This window comes from Klebsiella sp. JN_Kp121, from assembly GCF_040062145.1.
In the GTDB taxonomy this organism is placed as follows: Bacteria; Pseudomonadota; Gammaproteobacteria; order Enterobacterales; family Enterobacteriaceae; genus Klebsiella; species Klebsiella aerogenes.
This window is the reverse complement of sequence record NZ_JBEAHX010000001.1, coordinates 383,582-399,825: the sequence shown is the minus strand read 5'-3', so window position 1 is coordinate 399,825 and position 16,244 is coordinate 383,582. Positions and strand designations below refer to the sequence as shown.

The window sequence follows — 16,244 nt, the reverse complement described above, 5'->3', positions numbered from 1 at the left end:
TACCATCTCAACCAACGCATTCCCGGCTTGCGCTGCGCTGAGCCGGGCTACCCAAAACGGGTAGCCCGGGCTCTACCGTTACCCCAGAATCTCCCGCACTACCGGGCCTATCGCTTCAAAGGTCTGCGGTGAGATAATCTCGACGTGGGCGCAGTTCTGGCTGAACACCTCCAGCTCGCCAACCCATGGCCCCCATGCGACCTGCGGATCCATCCCTTTCTGACGCGTTTTCTCCGCCACAAATAGCGTTGCCTTACCGTCAAACTTCGCGCTGTGCGCGGTCGTCAACAGGCGCACCGCATCGGCGTAGTTACCTTCGATCGCGCTGAACAGCTCGCCGGAAGCCTGCCCCTGCTGAGCAGCGAGAAACGCTTCGCGCTCGCGGGCGATTTCCGCCAGCACTTCGGGATCCAGACCGTTCGCCTCTTTCTCCGCCCAGTTTTGCGTCTCCGGCGGCCAGGTATCCAGCAGGCCGAGGAACGCCACCTCTTCGCCGCGCTGGCGTAAACGGGCGGCAATCCCCTGCGCCAGCGTTCCGCCGAGCGAATAACCAAACAGATAGTAAGGCCCATGCGGCTGCTGCGCTAAAAGCGTGCGCAGATGGTGCTCGCAGACTTCGTCGAGGTTGGCGGCGGAAGCCATCGGCCCCGTCGGACGCGGCGACTGAATACCGGTAATTGACCAGCGCGGGTTAAGATAACGCGCCAGCACGCTGAACTGCCAGGCAAAACCGGAGGCCGGATGGAAGCAGAACAGCGTCGGACCGTCGCTCTCACGCAGCGGCAACAGCGCATCGAAGCCCAGGCGCTGCGCCTGCTCGTCGCTCAGGTCGGAAGCCAGCAGCGCGCTCAGCTTGCCGACTGTCGAAGCGACCATCACCTGCCCCGGCGTCACCTGCCGCGCCAGCTCGCGGCTAAGCTGCGCCGCCAGCCGCATTGCCAGCAGCGAATGGCCGCCGAGGGCGAAGAAATCGGCGTCGATGTCATTTACCTCGCAGCCCAGCAGCTGGCTGAACGCCGCGGCAACGGCCATTTCGGTAGCCGATTGCGGCGGGCGACCGCAGCGCTCGCTGCTTAAGGAGGGGAGCGGTAGCGCTTTACGATCCAGCTTACCGTTGGCGCTGAGCGGGAAGGATTCCAGCTGGATTAACACCACCGGCACCATGTGCGGCGGCAGCTGTTCGCTAAGACGCGCCTTCAGTGCCGCCACGTCCAGCGGCTGGCCGGACTCGCTCACCAGATAACCGACGAGCTGGCGGGCATCGCCGCCGGTGGCCGCCGCCTGATTGAAGACGCAGGCGTGGCACACCGCCTGCGCGACGTCCGGCAGCGCCGCCATCACCCGGTCGATCTCGCCAAGCTCAATGCGCTGGCCGCGAATTTTCAACTGATCGTCGCTGCGGCCAAGATACTCTACCGCCCCGTTATCCAGCCAGCGCGCCACATCGCCGGTGCGGTACATGCGCTCGCCGGGGGCAAACGGGTCGGCAATAAAGCGGCTGGCGGTGAGATCAGGGCGCCCCATATATCCCTGTGCCAGCTGAATGCCCGTTAAGTACAAATCACCCGCCACGCCCGGCGGCACAGGGCGCATCGCAGCATCAAGAATACGTAATCCGGTGTTCCATACCGGCCAGCCGATAGGCACGCTGTTGCCGGTTACCGCCGCCAGCTCTGGCCCGCAGGCGGGATACCAGCTGACATCCACCGCCGCTTCTGTCGGCCCGTACAGGTTATGCAATGGCGCGCCGGTTAAGCGCTCCCATTCGCGACACAGTTCCGTCGGCAGCGCTTCGCCGCTACAGAAAACGCGTTTTAGCGTCCGGCAGGAAGACACATTATCGCTATCCAGCGAGGCGACAAACGCCGCCAGCATCGACGGAACAAAGTGGGTGGTGGTCACGCCATAATCCGTGAAGAACCGCTGCATCGCCTGTGGATCGCGATGCGCCTCCGGCGCCGCCATCACCAGCTGGGCGCCGGTCATAAACGGCCACCAGAACTCCCATACCGAGACATCAAAGCTGCACGGCGTCTTCTGCGCCACCACATCGGCGGCGGTTAACGGATAGTGATTTTGCATCCACAGCAGGCGGTTCACGATGGCGGTCTGCCCGACCATCACCCCTTTCGGCCGTCCGGTGGAACCGGAGGTGAAGATGATATACGCGGTATGTTCCGGTTTTGACAGCGCCAGCGGCGTATCATCTTCAGCAGCCAGCGGCTGCTCATAACACAAGCTGGTCAGTCCCGGAATATCGCTAAAACGGGCCAGTTGATCGTCAGAGGTAATCAGCAGCGAAGGCCGCGCATCTTCCAGCATCATCCGCAGACGATCATCCGGGTAGCCGGTGTCCAGCGGCAGCCAGGCGGCGCCGGCTTCGACAATGCCGTGCAGCGCCAGCGTCAGGAACACCGAACGCGGTAAGGCAACCGCCACGCTATCCCCCGGCTTCACGCCGCGTTGCCGCAGCAGGTTGGCCAGCGCCACCACCTGTTGGCGCATTTCGCGGTAGCTAAAGCGCCAGTTGGCATCCGCCAGCGCCGGGGCATCCGGCGTTTTCCGCGCCTGTTCCGCCACCAACGCGCTGAGGGTAGTGGTCGGCAGTGGCATCGCGGTATTGTTGATCAATGCCAGCTGCGCGCCTTCTTCCGCCGACAGCATCTCCGCCTCGCCGCAGCGTAGCGCCGGGTTGGCAGCGAACTGCGCCAGCAGCGCGGTCAGCCGCGACACGTGGCGGTTCAGCGTCGCCTCATCATAACGCGCTTTATTGGCGAGGATCTCCAGCGACAGACCGCCGCGTTCGTCCGGGAACAGTGCCAGCTCGAGGTCATTCACCGGGCCGGTGGCGAGGGTATGCGTCTGCGCCTGCACGTCGTCGATATCCAACTGGTAATCAAAGACTTTGATGTTCAGCACCGGGCCAAACAGCGGTTCGTCGCCCGCCGCTTTACCGCTATCGCGGACAATTTGCTCGGCATCGTAGCGCTGATGGCGGCGCATTTTTTTCAGTTGTCCGGAGAGACGCGTCGCCAGTTGCGCCAGCGTCTCCTGCGCGTCGATATTCACCGCCAGCGGCAGTACGTTGAGTACCGGGCCGGTGGCGGTCAGCGCCGCCGATCCCATGCGGCGCATAAAGATAAAGCCAGCCGCGTAATCCATTCGGCCGCACAACCGCCCCAGCCACAACGTCGTCAGCGCCAACGCCAGATCGGCGCGCTGGCACTGCGGCGCGCTGGCCGCGAGCTGGCTGAAGACAGCCGGATCGGCCTCCAGTTTCAGGCGCCAGATATCGCTGCTGGTCGCCCGCCCGGCCAGCGGCGCGTCTGATAGCGAGGCCGGAGACGGCAACGCCTGACGCTGCGCCTGCCAGAAGGCTTTATCGCGCTGCCACGCCTCGCTGCCGTAGTAGCGCTGATACTCTTCCACCACTTCGGCGAACGGCGTAAACGGTGAATCCGGCGTCTCTTCGCCGCGTTGCCAGGCACGATAAATAGCGGCGATCTGGCGGGTAATGGCCGGGAAACTAAAACCATCGACCAGTAAATGGTGATAGCGCTGATACCAGTACCAGCAGTCGTCGCCAACGCGCATGAGCTGATGGCAGACCAGCGGATTACCGCTGTCGACGCGCAGATTCTGCCCGAGATCGCTTTGCATCAGCGTCAGCGCGGACATATGCGGATCGGCCTGCTGGCGCAGGTCGACGCTTTGCGGCTCGGCAAACTCGCGCGCGTCATCAACCCACTGCCACGCTTCGCCATTATCTTCGCAAAAGCGCATGCTCAGGGTATCGGCCTGCTTAAGCCCGGCGACGATCGCCTTACTCAGCAGCGCCGGATCAAGATTGCCGCGCAGTTCAACATAGTGGGCAACGCTCCAGGCGCCGGGTAGCGTGGAGAGGCGTTCAGCCATCCAAATTCCCGGCTGCGCCGCAACCAGCGGTAAACGTGTACTCATCGAAAGCTCCTCAGGAGGCGTAGTGCGCTGGGATAAGGGTTGACCAGTTGGCGGCAAGCCAGGCGTTACACGCCTCTAATGACTGCGGCGGACACTCCACCGTCCAGCCTGTCGGCAGCGCGCAGTGATGCGGCCACAAACTATATTGCCCCTGTGCGTTGCGCAGAATGTAAAACTGCCCTTGCGGATTGTCGAAGGGGTTGCTGAATTGCATCTCTCACTCCTCATTAAGCGCGTGTTGTTGCCCGCGGCGCAAAGGCTGCCATAGCTGGATAAGCCCGGACGTCAGCCCGCCGCGCCAGCATAGCGCGTCATGACCGCCGTCAACCTGGCGCCAGAAAACGGACGGCGTGGTCTGCCGTAGTTGCGCGAAAAGCGCCTGGTTGGCGCGAAAAATAATCGGCTCACGCACGCCGGCTTCCAGCCAGATACGCAGCCCCTGCGGTCGAAGCTCGCCGCGCTGCAGTTGTTCAAGTATCACTCCCGGCTGGCTACTGCCGCGCTGCGGCCACCAGTACGACCCCGACTGGCTCAGAACGCAGCCAAAACGCTGCGGCCAGTGGAGCGCGGCATACATCGCCGCCAGACCGCCGAAGCTCTGCCCCGCAACTACCGTCCTGTCGGCGCGATCGCTGAATGGCGCCACGGCCTGCACCAGCGGCAGCAGTTCTTCCTGTACCGCCAGCCAGAAATCACGATTGCAGGGCAGCTCCACGCCGCGGTGTTGATTGTCGATAACGTCGATCAGCACATAGACCGCCGGCGGCAGGCGGCCTTCCCGCGTCAGCCCCGCCAGCGGCGCAAAGACAGGCATGCTTTCGGCCCAGAACTGGCCGTCAAGCAGGACCGCCAGCGGGCGATCCGCCCCACTGCCGGTGGTGTAAATCCACACTCGTCGCTGGTTTCCTAATCGCTGGCTGCGCCATTCAATACAGCGCGGCGCAGGCGAAACCGGCTCGCGATAATGCCAACCCGGCTGTTCCGGCGCCTGCGGCAGTTCCAGCGCCGAGACCGCGTGGCCGCGTCCCCCCTTCCAGCTTTGCGGATTGCGGGGATCGGCAATCGCCCGTGGCAGCAGTTTGCGCCAGCCTTCGCGCAGCAGCGCGCGGTCCGGCGCTTCATCGTTAAAAAGCTGCGGGGAAAAATCGTCGTCGCGTTCGGAGGGAATAAAACAGTAGCTGCCGCGCCAGCTGGCGGGGAGCGTGGTTTGCCAGCGCCAGGCATCGGTACCGGGGATGCGCTGCAGGGTTTGCGGCGCCGCGTTGTGGTGATGATCGGTGACGCCGGTAATGTAAACCCACACCCGCCGAATCGGCGATGTGGTTTCGCTGCCCGCCGGATCGCGCCACCAGAAGGTCACCCGATATGCGTCGCCCAGCGCCTCTGTCTGCGGGCCGGCGATCCCCCGCCACCAGTCGTCACTTCCCGTTATTTGCATTCCGTCAGTAACCCTATGTTTACCGTGATTTTTATCAACAAAGGTAATATTTATTGATAATATTATTGATAACTATTTGCATTTGCAATAGCGTATTAACGCGCCTATGGGTAGCGCGTCTTCTCATTACATTAAATCAAGGTCAGAGAGGGTCTTTTCAGAGCGTTTGGCTCGGTCGGCTACGGAAAGCGTTCACCTTCTACTGGCTACATTTATGCCGCCTCCTCTCCCGGTGGGAAGGGGCTTCTGGGGAAAGCGGCAAAGAAAAGCGGAACTGACTTACAATGAATAACAGGATTAAGTCCCTGGCCTTAATGGTCAATCTGGGTATCTACGGGGTGGCATTCCCGCTGTGCGCGGCGGAAGAAACCACCGACAGTAAACAAGCCGCCGGTGAAGAAACGATGGTGGTCACCGCCGAGGTGCAAAACCTACAGGCGCCGGGCGTTTCCACTATTACCGCCGATGAAATTCGCAAACGTCCGCCGGCGCGCGACGTCTCTGAAATCATCCGTACCATGCCGGGCGTCAACCTGACCGGCAACTCCACCAGCGGCCAGCGCGGCAACAATCGCCAGATTGATATTCGCGGTATGGGCCCGGAAAACACTTTAATCCTGATTGATGGTAAGCCCGTGACCAGCCGTAACTCTGTTCGTCTCGGCTGGCGCGGCGAACGCGACACCCGCGGTGATACCAGCTGGGTACCGCCGGAAATGATCGAACGTATAGACGTTATCCGCGGCCCGGCGGCGGCGCGTTACGGTAACGGCGCGGCGGGCGGCGTGGTCAACATCATTACGAAAAAATTCGACAACCAGTGGCATGGTTCGTGGAACGCCTACATGAACATGCCGGAGCATAAAGACGAAGGCGCGACCAAGCGTACCGACTTTAGCCTCAGCGGCCCGCTGGGCGGCGATTTCAGCTTCCGCATGTACGGTAACCTCGATAAAACCCAAGCTGACGCCTGGGATATCAACCAGGGCCACCAGTCTGAACGTACCGGCATTTACGCCGATACCCTGCCCGCCGGGCGTGAAGGGGTAGAAAACAAAAACATCAACGGCGTGGTGCGCTGGGATTTCGCGCCGATGCAGTCGCTGGAGTTTGAAGCTGGCTATAGCCGCCAGGGCAACCTGTACGCCGGTGATACGCAAAACACCAACAGCAACGATCTGGTGAAAGAGAACTACGGTAAAGAGACCAACCGTCTCTATCGCAATACTTACTCCGTGACCTGGAACGGCGGCTGGGATAACGGCGTGACCACCAGCAACTGGGCACAGTACGAACACACCCGCAACTCGCGTAAAGGCGAAGGTCTGGCGGGCGGCACCGAGGGGATCTTCAGCAGCAACCAGTTCTCGGATATCGATCTCTCCGACGTGATGCTGCACAGCGAAGTCAATATTCCGTTCGATCTGTGGGTTAACCAGAATCTGACGCTGGGTACCGAATGGAACCAGCAGCGCATGAAGGACAACGCCTCTAATACCCAGGAACTCTCCGGCGGTGAAATCCCGGGCTACGACAGCACCGGCCGCAGCCCGTATTCAAAAGCGGAAATCTTCTCGCTGTTCGCCGAGAACAACATGGAAGTGACCGATACCACCATGCTGACGCCGGCGCTGCGTTTCGATCACCACAGCATCGTTGGTAATAACTGGAGCCCGTCGCTGAACCTGTCGCAGGGTCTGGGCGACGACTTTACCCTGAAAATGGGTATCGCTCGCGCCTATAAAGCGCCGAGCCTGTATCAAACCAACCCCAACTATATTCTCTACAGTAGAGGCCAGGGCTGCTATGCCAGTAAAGAAGGCTGCTATCTGCAAGGGAATGATGACTTAAAAGCAGAGACCAGCATCAACAAAGAGATCGGCCTGGAGTTCAAACGCGACGGCTGGCTGGCGGGCGTCACCTGGTTCCGTAACGACTACCGCAACAAGATTGAAGCAGGCTATGCTCCGGTCTATACCAACGGCAAAGGCACCGATCTGTACAAATGGGAAAACGTGCCGAAAGCGGTAGTTGAAGGGCTGGAAGGCACGTTGAACGTGCCGGTCAGCGAGACGGTGAACTGGACCAACAACATCACCTACATGCTGCAGAGTAAGAACAAAGAGACCGGCGATCGCCTGTCGATTATTCCGGAATACACGCTGAACTCAACGCTGAGCTGGCAGGTTTATCAGGACGTTTCTGTGCAATCGACCTTCACCTGGTACGGCAAGCAGGAACCGAAGAAGTACAACTACAAAGGCCAGCCGGTCACCGGCAGCGAGAAGAACGAGGTCAGCCCGTATAGCATCCTCGGCCTGAGCGCGACCTGGGACGTGACCAAAAACGTCAGCCTGACCGGCGGCGTGGATAACGTCTTCGACAAGCGCCACTGGCGCGCGGGTAACGCCCAAACCACCGGCGGCGACAAAGGTTATATGTACGGCGCTGGCGCGGAGACCTATAACGAATCCGGCCGTACCTGGTATATGAGCGTCAACACCCACTTCTGATAATATTAATGTCTGACGCCCTCCCCGCCGGAAGGGCGTTTTTTTCAACACTGCGCTATTTTCTGTACCCGCGCGACAATCGACGCCGCGTCAAAACCGTGATGTTGACGCAGCCATCCGCGATCGGCGGCCGCCGCATACTCGCCATCCGGGATCCCCAGACGCTGCAAGGCAATCCCCGTACCCGCTTCCGCCAGCACTTCGGCGACCAGGCTCCCCAGCCCGCCATTGACGTTATGTTCTTCGACGGTAATAACTGAACGGCATGACTGCAGCGCCGCCAGCAGCGCCGCGGTATCGCAGGGACGAATCGACGGCACGCTGACCACTTTCGCCTCAATGCCGAGGTCGGCAAGCTGCTGCGCCGCCTCCACCACTTCGTGCACGGTTGAACCGGTCGCCACCAGCGCCACCGCTGCGCCTTCGCGCAGGGTCAGCACCGCGCCGGGCACAAAACGGTACGCTTCGTCATGCAACTCCGGCAGCGCCTTGCCGTCAAGGCGGATATAAACCGGCCCCTGATACGCCAGGGCGTAGTCGATAATCTGCCGACATTCGCGCGGCGTGGAGGGGGCGAAAATCTGGATATTGCCGAAACCGCGCATTACCGCCAGGTCGTCAATAGCATGGTGGGTACTGGCCAATGGGCCATAGCTGGCCCCGGCGTTAAGGCCAAAGAGCTTGACGTTGGTGTTGTTGTAGCAGACATCGACTTTAATCTGCTCGTTAGCGCGGGAGACAAGGAACGGCGCGGCGTTACAGGTCACCGCCACTTTACCGCCGAGCGCCAGCCCCGCGGCGGTGCCGACCATGCTCTGCTCGGCGATACCGACGTTAACCAGCCGTCCGGGGAACAGCTTAATAAAGGGAGCGATCTTGGCCGTTGAGGTGGAGTCCGCGACCACCGGCACCAGATCGACGCCCTTTTCCACCGCGGCGATAAACGCCTCGACCATCACGTTCGCCAGGTGTTCTGCATTACTCATCTTTCAGTTCCTCCAGCGCCAGTGCGATTTCCTCGCCTTTCGGCACCCGGTGGTGCCACTCCGGGCGCCCCTGGATAAAGGAGATGCCCGCGCCCTTCGTGGTGTTGGCAATAATGACGTTAGGTTTACCGTTCTGCTGCAGCCCTTCGATAGCCGCGACCACCGAGGCCATATCGTTGCCGTCGCATTCGCTGACCTCCATGCCGAAGGCCCGCCATTTATCGGCCAGCGGATCGGTATTCATAATTTCACGGGTTGGCCCGGCCAGCTGAAGATTGTTCTTATCATTAATAATGACCAGGTTATCGAGGCCATAATGGGCCGCCGCCAGCGCCGCCTCCCAGTTACTGCCTTCTGCCAGTTCGCCGTCGCCGGTGATTAAAAAGATGCGGCGGGGGCTGTTGCTTTTCTTTGCGGCCAGCGCCAGCCCCACCGCAACAGGCAAACCGTGGCCCAGCGCGCCGGTGTTAAGCTCAATGCCCGGCGTTTTCTGCCGCACCGGATGACCGGGAAGGTGCGAGTTCGCGTGCTGGTAGGTCTCCAGCCAATCGATCGGGAAAAAACCGGCTTCCGCCAGTACGCAGTAGTAGCAGCCCACCGCATGGCCTTTCGACTGGATATAGATATCGCGCTGCGGGTCGTCAAGACGATCGGGCGCCGCATTGAGTACGCGGAAATAGAGCGCGGTTAACAATTCGACCTGCGACAGGTCAGCCCCGGTGTGACCGCCAGCCGGACTATTGGCGTTTAAGCGGACAATGTGGCGGCGCACGGCGCGCGCTTTGCGCTCAAGCGTCTGGATATCAAATCTGTAGGGATTCATTTAATACCTCTGAATTTATTTTCAATATGGAATATTTATTCCAACAGGAACTAAAAAAACCAGATATCCCCATGTCGGTGGTTAGCCTTACACCACTGCGCCGTACTCAGGAACATTCTGCCTCCCGCTCCAGGCAAGCCCGGATAAACTCGTTGACTCAAAGCCACCTTGAATATATATTCAATGATGATTCTTTATTCGATTATGGCCTGGCTGTTTTGTTTTTGTCCATAGTCGATTTTGATGAGTGGTAAAAATTTGACCACCATCACACTTAAGTGTGATTTTTTTTCGCGTATGATAGAAGTCACTACGATAATGGCTGCAGCTAAACGCCTGAAGAAAGGCGATAAATGATTTACGAGGATAAATATGGCTAAGCAGGATGAACAACGGCTATTGGTGAAGATTGCCACGCTTTACTATCTGGAAGGACGAAAGCAGTCTGATATCGCCCAACTTCTCTCGCTGTCTCAGTCATTTGTCTCTCGTGCGATTACCCGCTGCCAAAAAGAGGGCGTCGTCAAAATCAGCGTCGTGCAGCCATCGAATATCTTTCTCAATCTCGAAAAGGGGCTTGAGGATCGCTACGGGCTTAAACAGGCGGTGGTGGTCGATACCGAAGAAGAGGCCAGCGACCATACCATCAAGCGGGCGATTGGCTCCGCCGCCGCGCACTACCTGGAAACCCGCCTGCGGCCAAAAGATCTGATTGGCGTCTCTTCATGGAGTTCGACCATCCGCGCGATGGTTGATGAGGTCCACGCGCAAAACCTGAAGGCCAGCGGCGTCATCCAACTGCTTGGCGGTGTCGGGCCCAACGGCAACGTGCAGGCGACGATCCTCACCCAGACGCTGGCCCAGCGTCTTAACTGCGATGCCTGGCTGCTGCCGTCGCAGAGCATCGAAGGCTCCATGGAAGAGCGCAATCGCCTGCTGGCCAGCAAAGATGTCGCCGACGTGGTTTCACGCTTTGACGAGGTCGATATCGCCATTGTCGGCATTGGAATTCTCGAACCTTCCCAGTTGCTGAAAACGTCGGGTAACTATTATCACGAAGATATGCTGCAGGTGCTGGCGGCGCGCGGCGCAGTTGGCGATATCTGCCTGCACTACTACGACAAATACGGCCAGCCGGTGTTACGCGAAGATGAAGATCCGGTGATCGGCATGGCGTTGGAGAAAGTCAAAAAATGCCCGAACGTGGTCGCGCTGGCCGGCGGCACCGACAAAGTCGCGGCAATTAAAGGCGCGCTTACCGGCGGCTATATCGATGTTTTAATCACCGATTACCCCACCGCCAGACTACTGGTTAGCGACTAATCCTCCGCAGTTTTATGCCTCGTCAATCCCTGAGGCTGTTTTTCAGCAACAGGGATTGCAAAACAACTCATTATAATTCAATACATTAAACAACCACCCTCCCCGCCTTCGTGTCATATTCCCAATCTGTGAAATGTGATTGCCAGCACAATTGATGATTTTTCAGGTAGCCCATCACTGGGTTTGTGGCTTAAGGTATCAAATAAATAATCACTATCGAATATATATTCAGTGATTAAAAAGCGATAACGATATGTCACATCATGGCCTGCATAGACGCATGCAATGGCCGGAGACCATCTCTGTTTCCGCCGTTCCAGGACAATGGGTGACCGAGGAGAGCATCATATGCAGGCGACAGCCAAAGAGTTCATCATTGCGCTGGATGAAGGCACCACCAACGCGAAAGCCGTGGTGCTGGACAGCAAAGGCAAGGTTAGCGTCAAGTTCTCGCAGCCGCTGGCGATCCAAACCCCGCGCGAAGGTTGGGTGGAACAATCCGGCGAGGCGCTGATGGCGGCCTCGCTGGCGGTGATCGCCAAAGCGGTGGCTCACGTCGGCGCGGAAAACGTTGCGGCGCTGGCTATCAGCAATCAACGCGAAACCGCCATCGGCTGGTATCGCGCCAGCGGCGAACCCATTAACGCCGCCATCACCTGGCAGTGCACCCGCAGCGCCGCGTTCTGCGACACGCTGCGTCGCGATCGTCAGGAGCAGCGCATTAAACACGCCACGGGCCTGCCGATTGCGCCGCTGTTTTCCGCCTCCAAAATGCGCTGGCTGCTGGACGCCACTCCCGATGGCTATCAGCTTGCCGCACGCGGCGAGATTTGCCTCGGCACTATCGACAGCTGGCTGCTGTGGAATTTAACCGGCGGACAATCCTTCTTCTGCGATTATTCCAACGCCGCCCGCACCCAATTGCTGAATCTGCACCGCGGCGAGTGGGATGACGAAATGCTGACGCTGTTTAGTATTCCGCGCGCGGCGCTGCCGGAGATTAAACCGTCGAGCGGTCTGTTCGGCTACACCAAAGGGCTGGCGGCGATCCCCGACGGTATTCCGGTGATGGCGATGATTGGCGACTCCCACGCCGCGCTCTTCGGCCACGCGCTTGGCGAAGCTGGCTGTGTAAAAGCCACTTACGGCACCGGCTCCTCGGTGATGGCGCCGGTCAAATCGGCCCAGTGCGATATTGCCGCCCTGGCGACCACCGTCGCCTGGCACGATGGCGACCAGCTGGTGTGGGGGCTGGAAGGCAACATTCCCCATACCGGCGATGCGGTAGCATGGATGGCGGACAGCACCGGACTGAGCGAACTCTCAGCAGCCGACCTGGCCCACGAGCTGAATACCCTGCCCGCCTCCGTCGATTCGACCTTAGGGGTCTACTTCGTGCCAGCGCTGACCGGGCTCGGCGCCCCCTGGTGGGATGACAGCGCCCGCGGGGTGATCTGCGGCCTCAGCCGCGGCGTCAAGCGCGCGCACCTGATCCGCGCGGCGCTGGAATCCATTACCTATCAAATCGCCGACGTGGTGGCGGCGATGCGCCAGCACAATGAATTCACCCTGACGGCGTTAATGGTCGACGGCGGCCCAACCAACAACGACTGGCTGATGCAATATCAGGCCGACCTGCTCGGCTGCCCGGTGATGCGCAGCGATATCCCGGAGCTGTCCGCCATCGGCGCGGCGCTACTCGCCCGCAAAGCCCTCACTCCGGGCGAGACCGCCGACCTGCAAGCCTTTTTAACCGAACACAGCGCTTTTCAACCCGACATGGCCCGCCACCAGCGCCTACAGCAGCGCTGGCGGGAGTGGCGCCATGCGGTAGACAGAACATTATGGAAACCGGATTCGCCAGCCTGATGCCCATCGGCATCAGATTGAGCGACGAACCTTATTAACCCACTACAGGAGAACCCCGGCCCATAACGATGTATCGCACCCCCGAATTTATTCTGGGGAAATTTCAGACCGTAAAATCCTGCCCGCTCAGGGGCTCATTTGTTCGAATATAAAAATATAGGAACAGAGTCATGAAATTACGTTTAACTCTTTTAACCGCTGCGACCCTGACTGCCTTTTCCTTTGCCGCGCATAGCGCCGAAAAAGGCACCATTATGATAATGGTTAACTCGCTGGATAATCCTTATTACGCCTCGGAAGCCAAAGGCGCCAGCGAAAAAGCGCAAGCCCTCGGCTATAAAACGACCGTGCTCTCGCATGGCGAAGATGTCAAAAAGCAAAATGAGCTGATTGATACCGCCATTGGTAAAAAGGTGCAGGGAATTATTCTCGATAACGCCGACTCCACCGCCAGCGTCGCGGCCATTGAAAAAGCCAAAAAAGCGGGTATTCCGGTGGTCTTAATTAACCGTGAAATTCCGGTTGATGATGTCGCGCTGGAACAAATTACCCACAATAACTTCCAGGCCGGTTCAGAAGTCGCCAACGTATTTGTTGAGAAAATGGCGGAAAAAGGCAAATACGCCGAACTGACCTGCAACCTTGCCGATAATAACTGCGTCACCCGTTCTAAATCCTTCCACCAGGTGATTGACCAGTACCCGGATATGGTCAGCGTGGCAAAACAGGATGCCAAAGGCACCCTGATCGACGGCAAACGCATAATGGATAGCATTCTCCAGGCTCACCCGGATGTCAAAGGGGTGATCTGCGGTAACGGCCCGGTGGCCCTTGGCGCCATCGCGGCGCTAAAAGCGGCCAATCGTAACGATGTGATCGTCGTCGGTATCGACGGTAGCAACGACGAACGCGATGCGGTGAAGGCCGGTACGCTACAGGCGACCGTGATGCTCCAGGCGCAGGCCATCGCCGCCCAGGGCGTTACCGATCTGGATAACTACCTGCAAAAAGGCGAGAAGCCGGCGAAGCAGCGCGTGATGTTCCGCGGCATTCTGATTACCCAGGATAACGCAGATAAAGTTCAGGACTTCAACATCAAGTCCTGAGTTCGGGTGGTTGCGCCCCTGCGGGGGCGCAGAGGAGAGCATTATGTACAAGAAAACCTGTCTCGCGCTGGCCGTCCTGGCGCTTGGCGGCTGCCGCATCGTCTCGCAGCAGGAGCTGGCAGACCTGAAATCCCCGCCCAATCCGCATATGGCGAACATCGATAAAACCTGGCAGCAGAGCATCGTGCCGCAGGTGGTCGCCCACGCCCGCCCGGCGGCGGAGTTAATGAGCGCGCTGAAGGCGCAAAAAGATATCGATAGCGCCTGCAAAGCGCTGGGCTACCGCGCCCAGGACGAAAACCCGTGCATCTTTTACGTTAAGGTGACAGGCGCCGTCAGCAAGCTGGATAGCGCCTCGCGCAGCGGCAAAATGACCCTCACCGATGGCAGCATAGGTAATGTGATGGTGCAGATTGGCCCTACCCTGCGCGGCACCCTGCTGCGTGACGGTTATCACGACGCCAGCTACCAGGACTTTAACGACCAGGTGCTGTTTGGCGAATACAGCAAAAATATTAACAGTCAGGCGGTCAAAATGATTCAGGCGGCCAACCTGAAAACCGGCGACAACGTAGAAGTGTATGGCGTCTTTTCGGCCTGGGATATTCCACAAACTATTCCGGAAATCACCCCGGCGAAAATCGTTCATCCGGGAGGTCAATAATATGACGCCGCAAGATATCGTCGCTCCCCAACCAGTCGAATCTGAAGTGATTATCGAAACCCGCGGCCTTTCGCGCATTTATCCCGGCGTGACCGCGCTGGATAACGTGAATTACCGGGTCTATCGAAATAAGGTTAACGTTCTGATCGGAGAAAATGGTGCGGGTAAATCCACCATGATGAAAATGCTTGCCGGCGTTGAAACGCCCTCCTCCGGTCAAATTATTCTCGATGGCGAGGCGGTGACTTTAAACTCTACCCATCAGGCAGAGAAATTCGGCATCAGCATTATTTTCCAGGAACTGAATTTATTCCCCAATATGAATGTGATGGACAACATATTCATGGCTAATGAATTCTTTCAGAAAGGACGCATCAACGAAAAATATCAATATGCGTTAGCCAAATCGCTACTGGAGCGGCTGGAGCTCGACGTCGATCCCTACACGCAGCTGGGCGAACTGGGGATTGGCCATCAGCAGTTGGTTGAAATCGCCCGTGCGCTATCAAAAGACACCCGCGTGCTGATTATGGATGAACCCACCTCGGCACTGAGCCAGTCCGAGGTCAAAGTGCTGTTTAAGGTCATCGAGCAGCTTAAGCGCCGCGGCGTCACCATTATCTATATTTCGCATCGCCTCGAAGAGCTGATGGAGATTGGCGACAACATCACCATTTTCCGCGACGGTCGCTTCATCAGCGAACGCAACGTCAGCGACGCCAGCGTGCCGTGGATCATCGAGCAGATGGTCGGCGATAAGAAAAAGCACTTTGATTATCAGCCCGCGCCAAAAGGCAACGCGGTGCTTGACGTCAAGGGGCTGACCGCGTTGCATCCGAGCGGCGGCTACAAACTCAATGATGTCACCTTTACCCTCAGCAAAGGCGAAGTGATCGGCATTTACGGCCTGCTGGGCGCCGGGCGCACCGAGCTGTTTAAAGGGCTGGTTGGCTTGATGCCCTGCCAGAACGGCGAGGTACATCTTAACGGCGAAAGCATCGGCAAATCTCGCTTTCAACACCGTCTGAAAAAGGGGCTGGCGCTGGTGCCTGAAGACCGTCAGGGCGAAGGCGTGGTGCAGATGATGTCGATTCAATCCAACATGACGCTCTCTGATTTTAGCCTGCAGGGTTTTCGCCGCGCCTGGCGCTGGCTGAATCCGCAGAAAGAAGAGTCCTGCGTAAAAGAGATGATTCAGCAATTGGCTATCAAGGTGAGCGACGCCAATTTGCCCATCACCTCGCTGAGCGGCGGCAATCAACAAAAAGTGGTGCTGGGTAAGGCGCTGATGACCCAGCCGCAGGTGGTGTTCCTTGATGAACCGACGCGCGGCATCGACGTCGGCGCGAAAACCGACGTCTATCACCTGATCGGCAAAATGGCCCAGCAGGGGCTGGCGGTTATGTTCTCCTCTTCGGAGCTGGATGAAGTGATGGCGCTGGCCGACCGCATCCTGGTGATGGCCGATGGCCGCATTACCGCCGATTTACCGCGCCATGCGGTGACCCGCGAAAAGTTAATCGCGGCTTCAACACCTCAAGATTAATCAGGCTGGAATCCAT

At 58.7% G+C, this 16,244-nt stretch carries 11 protein-coding genes; 6 read left to right on the top strand and 5 right to left on the bottom strand.

The genetic code is table 11. The features are described from left to right. Window positions 1-78 precede the first annotated feature (78 nt). From entF to fes, 3 genes are read right to left on the bottom strand one after another with little or no spacing between them, the layout of a single operon-like run. Window positions 79-3,960: an enterobactin non-ribosomal peptide synthetase EntF gene (gene entF / locus ABLU86_RS01870; RefSeq protein ID WP_348796170.1), complete on the bottom strand. Its 3,882-nt coding sequence runs from the start codon at window positions 3,958-3,960 to the stop codon at window positions 79-81. Window positions 3,961-3,970: 10 nt separating this feature from the next. Then, window positions 3,971-4,174, bottom strand: a complete 204-nt coding sequence (locus tag ABLU86_RS01865) for an MbtH family NRPS accessory protein (protein ID WP_015367778.1) — start codon at window positions 4,172-4,174, stop codon at window positions 3,971-3,973. Between the two features lie 3 nt (window positions 4,175-4,177). After that, window positions 4,178-5,446 carry an enterochelin esterase gene (gene fes, locus ABLU86_RS01860; protein ID WP_348796181.1) on the bottom strand — a complete coding sequence of 423 codons (1,269 nt, stop codon included), beginning with the start codon at window positions 5,444-5,446 and terminating at the stop codon, window positions 4,178-4,180. 236 nt (window positions 5,447-5,682) lie between these two features. On the opposite strand from fes, the gene fepA reads away from it, so the two are divergent. Continuing rightward, complete coding sequence (gene fepA / locus ABLU86_RS01855) at window positions 5,683-7,911, top strand: siderophore enterobactin receptor FepA (RefSeq protein WP_171830062.1); 2,229 nt, start codon at window positions 5,683-5,685, stop codon at window positions 7,909-7,911. A gap of 44 nt (window positions 7,912-7,955) precedes the next feature. On the opposite strand, the gene ABLU86_RS01850 is transcribed toward fepA, so the two are convergent. Together ABLU86_RS01850 and ABLU86_RS01845 are read right to left on the bottom strand one after the other, a co-directional pair. Continuing rightward, window positions 7,956-8,897 carry a transketolase C-terminal domain-containing protein gene (locus ABLU86_RS01850; RefSeq protein ID WP_047063586.1) on the bottom strand — a complete coding sequence of 314 codons (942 nt, stop codon included), beginning with the start codon at window positions 8,895-8,897 and terminating at the stop codon, window positions 7,956-7,958. Beyond that, window positions 8,890-9,720 carry a transketolase gene (locus ABLU86_RS01845; RefSeq protein ID WP_015367782.1) on the bottom strand — a complete coding sequence of 277 codons (831 nt, stop codon included), beginning with the start codon at window positions 9,718-9,720 and terminating at the stop codon, window positions 8,890-8,892. Before ABLU86_RS01845 ends, ABLU86_RS01850 begins: the two co-directional genes overlap by 8 nt. A gap of 372 nt (window positions 9,721-10,092) precedes the next feature. Between ABLU86_RS01845 and ABLU86_RS01840 the strand changes: the two genes are divergently transcribed. From ABLU86_RS01840 to ABLU86_RS01820, 5 genes are all read left to right on the top strand, one after another. Then, the gene (locus ABLU86_RS01840) at window positions 10,093-11,043 is read left to right on the top strand and encodes a sugar-binding transcriptional regulator (protein WP_015367784.1); all 951 of its coding nucleotides are present in this window, start codon (window positions 10,093-10,095) and stop codon (window positions 11,041-11,043) included. 348 nt (window positions 11,044-11,391) lie between these two features. Further along, the gene (locus ABLU86_RS01835) at window positions 11,392-12,912 is read left to right on the top strand and encodes an FGGY-family carbohydrate kinase (protein WP_149270615.1); all 1,521 of its coding nucleotides are present in this window, start codon (window positions 11,392-11,394) and stop codon (window positions 12,910-12,912) included. A gap of 170 nt (window positions 12,913-13,082) precedes the next feature. Then, window positions 13,083-14,018 carry a D-ribose ABC transporter substrate-binding protein gene (locus tag ABLU86_RS01830; protein WP_015367786.1) on the top strand — a complete coding sequence of 312 codons (936 nt, stop codon included), beginning with the start codon at window positions 13,083-13,085 and terminating at the stop codon, window positions 14,016-14,018. 43 nt (window positions 14,019-14,061) lie between these two features. Next, window positions 14,062-14,682 (top strand): DUF2291 domain-containing protein, encoded by a 621-nt coding sequence (locus ABLU86_RS01825; RefSeq protein WP_348796169.1) that lies wholly within the window; start codon window positions 14,062-14,064, stop codon window positions 14,680-14,682. A gap of 1 nt (window position 14,683) precedes the next feature. After that, window positions 14,684-16,228 carry a sugar ABC transporter ATP-binding protein gene (locus tag ABLU86_RS01820; protein WP_047047098.1) on the top strand — a complete coding sequence of 515 codons (1,545 nt, stop codon included), beginning with the start codon at window positions 14,684-14,686 and terminating at the stop codon, window positions 16,226-16,228. Window positions 16,229-16,244: the final 16 nt, after the last annotated feature.

Coding starts and splice junctions, on each gene's coding strand:
- ABLU86_RS01830 (WP_015367786.1), top strand. CDS start 13,083: ATGAAATTACGTTTAACTCTTTTAACCGCTGCGACCCTGACTGCCTTT.
- ABLU86_RS01840 (WP_015367784.1), top strand. CDS start 10,093: ATGGCTAAGCAGGATGAACAACGGCTATTGGTGAAGATTGCCACGCTT.
- ABLU86_RS01835 (WP_149270615.1), top strand. CDS start 11,392: ATGCAGGCGACAGCCAAAGAGTTCATCATTGCGCTGGATGAAGGCACC.
- ABLU86_RS01865 (WP_015367778.1), bottom strand. CDS start 4,174: ATGCAATTCAGCAACCCCTTCGACAATCCGCAAGGGCAGTTTTACATT.
- ABLU86_RS01845 (WP_015367782.1), bottom strand. CDS start 9,720: ATGAATCCCTACAGATTTGATATCCAGACGCTTGAGCGCAAAGCGCGC.
- ABLU86_RS01850 (WP_047063586.1), bottom strand. CDS start 8,897: ATGAGTAATGCAGAACACCTGGCGAACGTGATGGTCGAGGCGTTTATC.
- entF (WP_348796170.1), bottom strand. CDS start 3,960: ATGAGTACACGTTTACCGCTGGTTGCGGCGCAGCCGGGAATTTGGATG.
- ABLU86_RS01820 (WP_047047098.1), top strand. CDS start 14,684: ATGACGCCGCAAGATATCGTCGCTCCCCAACCAGTCGAATCTGAAGTG.
- ABLU86_RS01825 (WP_348796169.1), top strand. CDS start 14,062: ATGTACAAGAAAACCTGTCTCGCGCTGGCCGTCCTGGCGCTTGGCGGC.
- fepA (WP_171830062.1), top strand. CDS start 5,683: ATGAATAACAGGATTAAGTCCCTGGCCTTAATGGTCAATCTGGGTATC.